General features: G+C 64.1%; 10 protein-coding genes. 3 read left to right on the top strand and 7 right to left on the bottom strand.

Going from position 1 to position 8,426, the window contains the following annotated elements:
* The 4 genes from BMG523DRAFT_RS21125 to BMG523DRAFT_RS21140 all read right to left on the bottom strand — a co-directional run.
* Positions 1 to 198 (bottom strand): transposase (locus tag BMG523DRAFT_RS21125; protein ID WP_368671135.1); only part of this gene is annotated, 198 nt, incomplete at its 3' end.
* Positions 199 to 600: 402 nt separating this feature from the next.
* Positions 601 to 1,131, bottom strand: coding sequence for a hypothetical protein (locus BMG523DRAFT_RS23795; RefSeq protein WP_235463352.1), 531 nt, complete (start codon positions 1,129 to 1,131; stop codon positions 601 to 603).
* A gap of 46 nt (positions 1,132 to 1,177) precedes the next feature.
* Positions 1,178 to 1,789, bottom strand: a complete 612-nt coding sequence (locus BMG523DRAFT_RS21135; RefSeq protein WP_011434865.1) for an ATP-binding protein — start codon at positions 1,787 to 1,789, stop codon at positions 1,178 to 1,180.
* 61 nt (positions 1,790 to 1,850) lie between these two features.
* Positions 1,851 to 2,156, bottom strand: coding sequence for a hypothetical protein (locus BMG523DRAFT_RS21140; protein ID WP_011434864.1), 306 nt, complete (start codon positions 2,154 to 2,156; stop codon positions 1,851 to 1,853).
* Between the two features lie 320 nt (positions 2,157 to 2,476).
* On the opposite strand from BMG523DRAFT_RS21140, the gene BMG523DRAFT_RS21145 reads away from it, so the two are divergent.
* The 3 genes from BMG523DRAFT_RS21145 to BMG523DRAFT_RS23800 all read left to right on the top strand — a co-directional run bounded on the left by BMG523DRAFT_RS21145 (position 2,477) and on the right by BMG523DRAFT_RS23800 (position 4,558).
* Positions 2,477 to 3,367, top strand: a complete 891-nt coding sequence (locus tag BMG523DRAFT_RS21145; RefSeq protein ID WP_011434863.1) for a helix-turn-helix transcriptional regulator — start codon at positions 2,477 to 2,479, stop codon at positions 3,365 to 3,367.
* Positions 3,364 to 3,573, top strand: coding sequence for a DUF397 domain-containing protein (locus tag BMG523DRAFT_RS21150; RefSeq protein WP_011434862.1), 210 nt, complete (start codon positions 3,364 to 3,366; stop codon positions 3,571 to 3,573). The genes BMG523DRAFT_RS21145 and BMG523DRAFT_RS21150 overlap by 4 nt, the downstream gene beginning before the upstream one ends.
* Before the next feature lie 319 nt (positions 3,574 to 3,892).
* A complete protein-coding gene (locus tag BMG523DRAFT_RS23800) occupies positions 3,893 to 4,558 on the top strand; it encodes a hypothetical protein (RefSeq protein ID WP_202795704.1) in 666 nt (221 codons plus the stop codon).
* On the opposite strand, the gene BMG523DRAFT_RS21155 is transcribed toward BMG523DRAFT_RS23800, so the two are convergent.
* The 3 genes from BMG523DRAFT_RS21155 to BMG523DRAFT_RS21160 all read right to left on the bottom strand — a co-directional run.
* Positions 4,549 to 5,415 (bottom strand): aldo/keto reductase, encoded by an 867-nt coding sequence (locus BMG523DRAFT_RS21155; RefSeq protein ID WP_035912887.1) that lies wholly within the window; start codon positions 5,413 to 5,415, stop codon positions 4,549 to 4,551. The genes BMG523DRAFT_RS23800 and BMG523DRAFT_RS21155 overlap by 10 nt on opposite strands.
* Complete coding sequence (locus BMG523DRAFT_RS23805; protein WP_023841915.1) at positions 5,349 to 6,563, bottom strand: cupin domain-containing protein; 1,215 nt, start codon at positions 6,561 to 6,563, stop codon at positions 5,349 to 5,351. Before BMG523DRAFT_RS23805 ends, BMG523DRAFT_RS21155 begins: the two co-directional genes overlap by 67 nt.
* Before the next feature lie 1,135 nt (positions 6,564 to 7,698).
* On the bottom strand, positions 7,699 to 8,426 hold a 728-nt coding region (locus BMG523DRAFT_RS21160), incomplete at its 5' end, for a zinc ribbon domain-containing protein (protein WP_200923141.1).

Raw genomic sequence — 8,426 nt, forward strand, 5'->3', positions numbered from 1 at the left:
CGACACCCCGAACTCGGACGGCAGATGCCGCCAAGCACACCCCGAGGTCAGCACGTAGACCACCGCGGTAAACACCGCCCGATCCTCGATCGGGGCAGTCCCACCGCCCTGCCAGCGGGCCTCGAACCGGGGCAGCAGCGGTTCCACCAGCTCCCNCAACTCGTCCGGGACCAGCCGCCCGGCAAGGCTGCTCTCCAACACATCCATGATCGATATGTACCCCGGGCAGCCACGCAAGACACGCTCTTAAGTCGCGGAGTGCTTGGGTGGGTGTGGCAGGTGCTTTGACCTGCGCCAGTGCGACATCTCAGACCCACCCATCTTTACAGGTGGTCCGGTGGGCGGGCCGATGGGTGCTCCGGTGGGCGGACGGACGGGAAGTTTGGATAATTCATACCGAACAGGAACGTAGCGACCCATGCGGGAGCCTGCGAGCGTGCGGATGCCCAGCGGCCGAGGTCGTCCAGATGTGAACACGTGGCCTGTAGGGCTACGAGTCGGGCTGTCCTTGGGCAGTCCCAGCGGAGCCGGTGGCCTGCGCCAGCGGCGCCCTTGCGGGGTCGCCGCTCAAACAGGGGACCGGCACGGCGACCGGTACGGCTACCCGATGGGCAGGGGGTGTGCCGACACAGCGAGGCTCCCGGACGACGCCAGCGCATCCGGCCGCGCCCTCGGCATCCGGGGCATCGCGGTTGGTTCCCGGCGGCGGCAGCGGGGGCAGGTGGCCGGTTGGCGCACGCACGTCATGGCGTCGATCACCAGCCGGTCCGCCGGCCGCATCCGCACGCGGTCGGAGGCGTCCACCAGCCGGTGAACGTCGGTGCCGTACGCGGTCGCCAGCAGCGCGAGAATCTGCGGGGTGAGCCTTCGCCGCGCGGACGTNTCCGGCCAATGCTCCAGTTCACACAAATAGGGACCGGTGATGGAAGCCCTGCCGTCCGGGTCAAGGCCGAGACGGGCCGCTTGTCTATTGATGTGGTCGGCGGCTTGTAGCTGCGTCCAGCCGTGCGCGTGGCGGAAAGCGGCGCGAGGGCGAAGTTGATAACGTCGGATGAACTCGTCGGCTATCTCGGCCTGCGTCATTCCCGCATGCAACAGGTGGACCCGTAGCGCATTCTGTTCCGCTCGCATACCAGCTCGCCCCATGTTCCCCCTTTCCCGGCCAGGTTGCGATGCGTCAGGCCCGGTGCGGCACAGCTTCGGGCAAGCTGCGGCCGGAGGGGGTCCGGTGCCACGGGTCCAGCGCGCGCAGCGCGTCAGCGACCCGCCGCAGGGTCTCCGGGTCGGTGCGGTAGACGACCGGCGCCGTAGGCTGCGGCCCGACCCTCGGTGTCCGCGTCGGCATCGGCGTAGCGGCCTGCGTCGGCGGCGGCGTGGCTTGCAAACCACCGGGAATCTCGGCCCAGACAACTTTTCCGCCGGTCTTTACTCTCCACCACGACCATCGGCGCGACAGCGCGTCGACCATCAGCAGGCCGCGTCCGTCCTCACTGAACAGGTCCGGGCTTTTGATACGGGGAGCGGTGTCGTTGCCGTCCCGCACTTCAACAAGGACGTATTCTCCTGTCGCGGTGAGCCGTATGGCCACGACGTCTTCCGGGCGGCTCGCCTTCACGGCATTCGAGGTCAATTCACAAACGACGAGTTCGACAGTGTTGACGGTGTCGGAGTCGACTGACCATTCCCTGAGCGTGCAGGCCGTGCTCGTGCGCACGTCGGGAACGGCGGCGGCTGTCGGCGGGAAGTGCGCCACGGCCACCCGGATCACAGGCGATGAGTCACCAGTCATGCTGAGCCCCGTGCGGCGGTCAGCGCGCGGACGGCAGCCCAGCGGCCGATGATCCGGATGGTCACGACCGTGAGTGCTGTGCAGGCTGGCGCCGCGCCGTGTCGCCTGCGGCTGCGGCTGCGGCTGCGCCGAGAGCGGGCAGGTCACAGCCGGGCAACACGGCGAATTCGGCCCACGCCACCAGCTCACAGCGGGCGTGGGATAGGCGGCGGCTGACCTTCGCTACACGGTCGTCGAGTGTCAGGGGGAGGCGGGTTCGCGCCTGCCGCATCCGCACGTGCGCCCACTCGTGGGCGGTGTCGAAGTCGGGGAATGCCCCGAGCGGTCGTCCGTCCGCGTCCCACACCACGAACCGGCGTTCGTCCATGGACCCTCTCCCTTCGGTCTGCGACGGGCAGCCCCCGCGCCGCGCCTCCGTCTCCGTGCCGCAGACAGCAGGGCGCGGCAGATGCCGCCGAGGAGGGCTCCTTGGCAACGCAGAGAGACGCGAGCGTCCGCCGATGGCAGCGCCGTAGGCGGCCAGGCGGCCACTCTCGGCGCGCCTGCTGTCACGCAGAAGTCAAACACCGTGAGGACCCAACATGCAAGACTCACAATGCAAGCTGAGAGATGTTGATATTGTTGCGAAACAGCGACCGGAGTCTTTCATTTCGGGTGATGGACTACCCTCAAACCGAAGGAGGGGCGATGCCAGAAGGCAGCACGACGACGGGCTCGACCGTGCCGCGCCGCCAGCTCGGCCGGTACCTACGCGATCTTCGAAACCAGGCGAGGCTGACCGTGCGGGCAGCCGCACGGCGCCTGGAGTGGTCCGAAGCCAAGATCTGGCGCATCGAGTCGGGGCTGACCTCGCTTCGGAGCTTTGACGTAGAGATCATGTGCCGGATCTACGGTGCACCCACCGACCTGACCGAGGCGCTGATGGGGCTCGCGAAGGAGACGAAGGCGCGCGGCTGGTGGCACAGCTACGGCGACGTCATCCCGGCCTGGCTCGACCTGTACATCGGGCTCGAAGAGGCAGCCTCTCGCCTCTGGTGCTACCAGGCGGAACTCGTTCCCGGTCTCCTCCAAACAGAGGAGTACGCACGGACCCTGATCCGAGCGGAAGACCCCGATATCGAGAACGACGAAATAGACCGGCGAGTTCATGTACGCATGGCCCGGCAGGCGTTGCTGACCCGAGTGACCGATCCCCCGGTCCTGAATGTTGTTCTCAGCGAGTCGATTCTGCATCGCCCCGTTGGTGGCCCGAAGGTGCTCGCACAGCAACTCGAACGGATTGCGGACGTAAACCGGCTGCCTAATGTCACGATCAAGGTAATGCCGTTCAGTGCCGGCCTACACACGGGCGTCACGTCGGGTCCGTTCGTCGTTCTTCGGTTTCCCGAGAACGGAACCGGACGAGCGGGGGAACCGCCAACGGTTTACGTGGAGGGACTTACCGGAGCGTTGTATCTAGAGAAAGATCGTGAGGTAGAGCAATACGAAGAGTCGTTCAGCGCGATGTGGGAATCTGCGGCCGAGCGGGACGCGAGCACCAAGATGCTCATTGATCGAGCTAGGAGTCTCGAACCATGAACAGTCACGATCTTTCCGGCGCGGTGTGGCGCAAGAGTAGCTACAGCAACGCTAAGGGTGAGTGTGTCGAGGTTGCATTCCTTGACGGCGGCCTTGTCGCCCTACGGGACAGCAAGGACCATGGAACCGGGCCTGCGCTGGTCTTTACCAGTGCGGAATGGTCGGCGTTCGTGCGTGGTGTGACGGATGGAGAGTTCACGGCCTAACAGCCGATACGGTGTCCACAGGGCGCCGAGATAGCATTTTACACGTCTTCACTATTGTTGCCCGTCCGCGTGGCGCTCGAACGCAGGCGGACGGGTGACACTCCGCCCGAGCGACGAGAGAGATAGGGTTTCCATCGTGCCAAACGTCCGCGCTAAATTGGATCTCAGGTCGGGATCCTATAACGACGTCTTGAAACGTGTCGAGCGATCACTAGACGTTCACTTTGACCGAACCGCGGTCGTGCGGAAGCGACGCTCAATTGGCCTCGCCAGCGATAGAGGAACCTGGGTCCGTGTTGAGGTTCGATCTCCAGAGAAGATGACCGGTCAGGGATGGAACGGAACAGAGACCTCATCGATGCTTCATGGCGTGGCCCGGCCCGTCTGGAGGCAAAGCGTCTCTTGGAACGATCCCGACCAGGATCTCATGTGGAGGGCTGACGAGACAGATTTCGTCGCGGATCATCCCGTTAAACCCGGTGGTATCCTCACTACCGATCCCGACCTTTCTGAGGCGTGGTGGGCGACGCTGAGATCTTCGCTGGCCGCGCTTGCCGGGCATTCGACCACCCGGCTAGCTACTCCTCACACCGAGACAATAACGCAAGCGCGGGTGGACCTGGCAATCAGTCGGGCCTGTGGCGGCAAGATCGACACTAGGATCGAGCAATGGTCAGCCGCGCATGCCGACCTAAATTGGGCGAATCTCACGGCACCAGAATGTATGCTGCTTGACTGGGAAGACTGGGGAATGGCGCCGCGCGGATTGGACCCAGCGAACCTGTGGGTCAACAGCCTGGCAATTCCCGACCTCGCCAGCCGCATCTACCGAGAGTACAGAGAGGAACTGGAAAGCAAGACAGGTAAGATCATGACGCTATTTCTGTGCGCGGACATTGTCAGCGCGCCCGCCTCGTATTCAGGGCCGCTTCACGAGCCGGCATGTCAGGCTGTCGAAAGGCTGGTGAAAGACCTTCAGATGTGAGCGCCTCTCTCACGGAGGAGCTGCCGATAACGAGCGATCTGGTCTAGGTCAACCTTTAGCGCTTCGGCTGACACAAGTTCCCTCATATGGTCTGTGCTGCCGGAACTCACGGCTATCCGCGTTACTCTTGGCAGCTCATATGACACGCGGAAGACGGCTTGCACATTTGACCCTTCTTCGTTTGGCTGAAGAAAGGTGGCCGCCTTAATTCTCTTCCAGACGTCGCGTGCGGCGTCCCCGCCGAACGGGCTCATCCCCCACAGGCGATCGGACGGGACGCCCAGACGTTGCGCCGCCCGCTCGCTCGCGTCGAGCTGGTCAGACGGCACCGTCAGCCCCGCGCGGACCATGAGCACGTCTGGCGTGGGAGCCTTCGCGAAGAGATCGCCGTCAAGCGCCCGGATCAGCGGCGCCGTATCCCAGGACGATATTCCCCACGACGCGCACAGACCCATGGCTACCGCTTCATACAGCGCCGCGCACGCCGCATCCAAGCGCTCACGGGCTTGTACGGGGCTCACTCCCACAAGGGACTTCTCAGGATTATGCAGAAAGACGACGTCCGGGATGCGTCCAAGGTCGCACGCTGATTCCTCCACCGCACGGCGAAGCCGGCCGGGAGCGAGGGTGTGAACTACCCGTCCGGACTCTCGGAAGAAGCCGACTTTCGTCGAGATGGAGAACATGGAAAGTAAATCGCCCACGACGCTTGAGAGAAGGCGATGCGAGTCGAACCCATGATAGTTGTAGCTTGTGTCTAGGCATTGAATGCCAACGGCAAGGGCATCCTCTAAAGCTTGCCGTCTGTGGTCAGACCGGTATAGCCCGAGAATAATTCCGGAGTCAGTTCCGCGCATATGCCCTCCCGGACAAGTATCTCCCCAAGGCGCGCGCCATCGATCCCCGCTGCGGACGATACGTAGTCAAGGCACACAGGATTGCCCGACAGAAGCAACCCAAGGGCTGGTAATGCTTTCCTGGTGAAGACGATCCGTTTCTCCGCCGTCGCGACCGCCACTGTATCGCCCTGGGTCTCTATCTGAGGTGGAAAATCAGTAACGCACACGACCGCGGATGGCGGACCAAAAATGCCGGCTGTGGAGACATACCGGCCTGCGGAGGTGGCATGCGCCACGGATTCCAAGTAATGGGCCGGCGGATGTGACGTAAGAAGACGCGATGCGGCAACAATAATTTTCTCGCCGTCGTTTTGATGTTCTTTCGGGTCTTCTCCCCGCTGATTCAGATCCTCCCGAAACACCTCTTCGCGGCGCGACTGGTCCGCAAGCCAAGCCAACCAATCGACGCCCGTTCGTCTCGTGAACCCAAAGGTAGCATGAAGGCTAAACCCGTCACCTCTGCTGGTGCGGCTCGCCCGATGCCAGTGGCCCCGGGGAATATACAACACGTCACCGGTATTCACGGTACCAGACCACACGATGTCTTTGGGAGGCTCAGTATTGGGTGCGGCGTCGCGGTACATGGGAGCACGGCGAGACGGACCCCGGACCTCCCACTCTTTGTCGCCAGCTAACTGTAGGACGATGACGTCGTGATCATCCCAGTGTAGGGAGAAACCCGCCGCGTCGCCCGTTGTGAGGTACACGTTCGCCTGCACAGGCGCGCGCAACCACCATTGAAACGCTCGGCACGCAACCTCTAGCGTCGGATCAAAGTGGTTGACCGCGTCCAACACCAGGGTGCAGCCTGATTGCAAAAGTCCGGCCAGCCGGCGCATATCGACCATCGGAGTGACCTGCCCTCGCCTCGTCGTGTTCATCTGAAGCAAGGAGTTTGGATGCAGCTCTGATTCGTTTTGAAAGCACCGCATCTGGGGCGAGACAAGGCTTCGTCTCATTATCAGGTCTAGAAATCTGGTCGGCGTGAGCACCCTGGGGCATATCCCAGAATCAGGAAGAGTCCCCCGTAGGAACCGGGAGGGTGTCGAGCTGGGTCTGGACCATGCCAACGCGGTCTTTATATCGCGGATGAGCTGATGATCCATCAACATCCTTTACATGGTGGCTCCTTCGGCCTGCACCCAGATCGCCATGAAAAACCAACCGAAACAGATGAAAGAGAGGCAGGGTCGTACGGCGACAGCTAACGTCGATGCTTAGCCGTCCCTGTTCTCGCCGCTGTCACCGACGGGTCCATCAGAGGTCTGAAAGTCGCCGCGGTCCTGGATCGTGGCCAACTCCTCTACCACGATGACGAGGTCATCCGGTGGCGTCATTGCGCTGGTCTCCTTCCGTGAGCATCAGCCGTGGCGCCCGCGACGATAAGCGAGGCCGAAGCAGCCCAGATTCTGGTTGATTGCGGGCAGCGACTGAAAGATTACCGGACCGCTCCCGGAGTCGCTACCGATTTCGGGAACTCCTTCGGTTCCCACCCGGCCACGGCTGGCACGATGTGCCGGCCGCACCAGCAAGGGCGAGAGCCCCGTGACGCTGGCCTTCGTTATGACCTGCACCCCGGACGTTGCCGACCTGCGGCACCGGGCCGCTGAGCGCCTGGCGAGGCGGTCGGGCAGCGCAGCCCGGCCGGCCGGCCGGCCGGCACGATCGTCACGTTACGACCCACACCGGCAACCTTGGTTGTCAGCCAAGGAGATGCTTCGTCGCGGGTCGGGTAGCTGCCGCTTCGCAATCGACAACCGTGGTTGTCGTGCAAGATCGCTGTGCGGGTCGGGTGCCCAGCGGGGATAGTCAGAGTGGACTGGTTAATGTGGACCATTGATCGCTGGCATCGGCCGCGTACGTCACAGCGTCGCAGGTCAGCGCCCTGGTTCCACCGACGCGCCGTGTCGCTGGCTTTGCACCATCCCGCTGTGACGTCGCATCCTGCTCCGCAGGGGGCGCTTATCGGCACGGTGCCCGCGCGCCGCCCAGGCCGCCGAGAATCGTGCACAGCGTGCCGCCGTCACGGCGTGGGCAACGGCGTGTCGCCGTGACGGTGGCACTCCCGCTGACTCTTCGGCCCCTTCACGCTCGGCCCGCTAACGGTCCAGGGACGGAATCTCTCCCCCCCTGCCAGCGGGGAAGGCGGTTCTAACGTGCCAGTGTGGCTCTCAAAGGGTCATAGCGGGCAGGTACGACGAAGGCCCCGGCAGACGCCGGGGCCTTCTGCGGTGACGTGGGCTACCGGGGGTCGTTCAGGTCTCGCCACACGATCCGCACACGCTGAACATCATCACCCTCGACAGTCCCGTTTCCGCCGACGATCACACCGTCGATCAGTTGGGTGAGGATCACCCGCTTGGCCGCGATGTCCTCGCCGAGCCCGTCCCAGCCCACGGCGCCCTCCACGGGCAGCGTGGCGCGCCGTCGCGCGCTGGTGTGCATCCGGGCCTCGGCCGCGCGGATCTGGCGGACGATGGCCTTGTGGGCATCGTCGTAGGCGTCATCGTCCATCTTCCCGGATGCCCACCGGTCCGCCAGCGCGCTCTTGCGGGCCTCCAACGTCGCCAGCTCAGCGGCGGCCGGGTCGTCCATGGCCACAGGCTGGAGAACCAGCTCGTCGAGACGCCCCCGCACGGCACGGGAGACCAGCCCGACGAGGAAGGCTTCCCCGATTCGGACCTTGGCCGGACAGCGGCCGTCACGCCGCTGGCAGTAGAGCCGCGTCCCGTTCGTGCCGTTCCCGGTCAGCTTGTGCCCGCACGAGGCGCAGTAGACGAACCCCGCCAGCATGCGCCGAAGCTTCTGCGCGTTGGTGTTGGTCCGCCGCGAGGCGTCCGTGAGGATCGCCCGGATCTGCTCCCACGTATCGACGTCCAGAATCGCCGGCCACACCGCTTGGCCCATGACCGCGATGGTTCCCGTGCTGCGCCGCGTGCTGCGGGTCTGGTAGCCGCGCATGCCGATCA

The sequence above is a fragment of the Frankia sp. BMG5.23 genome (assembly GCF_000685765.2).
Lineage (GTDB): Bacteria > Actinomycetota > Actinomycetes > Frankiales > Frankiaceae > Frankia > Frankia casuarinae.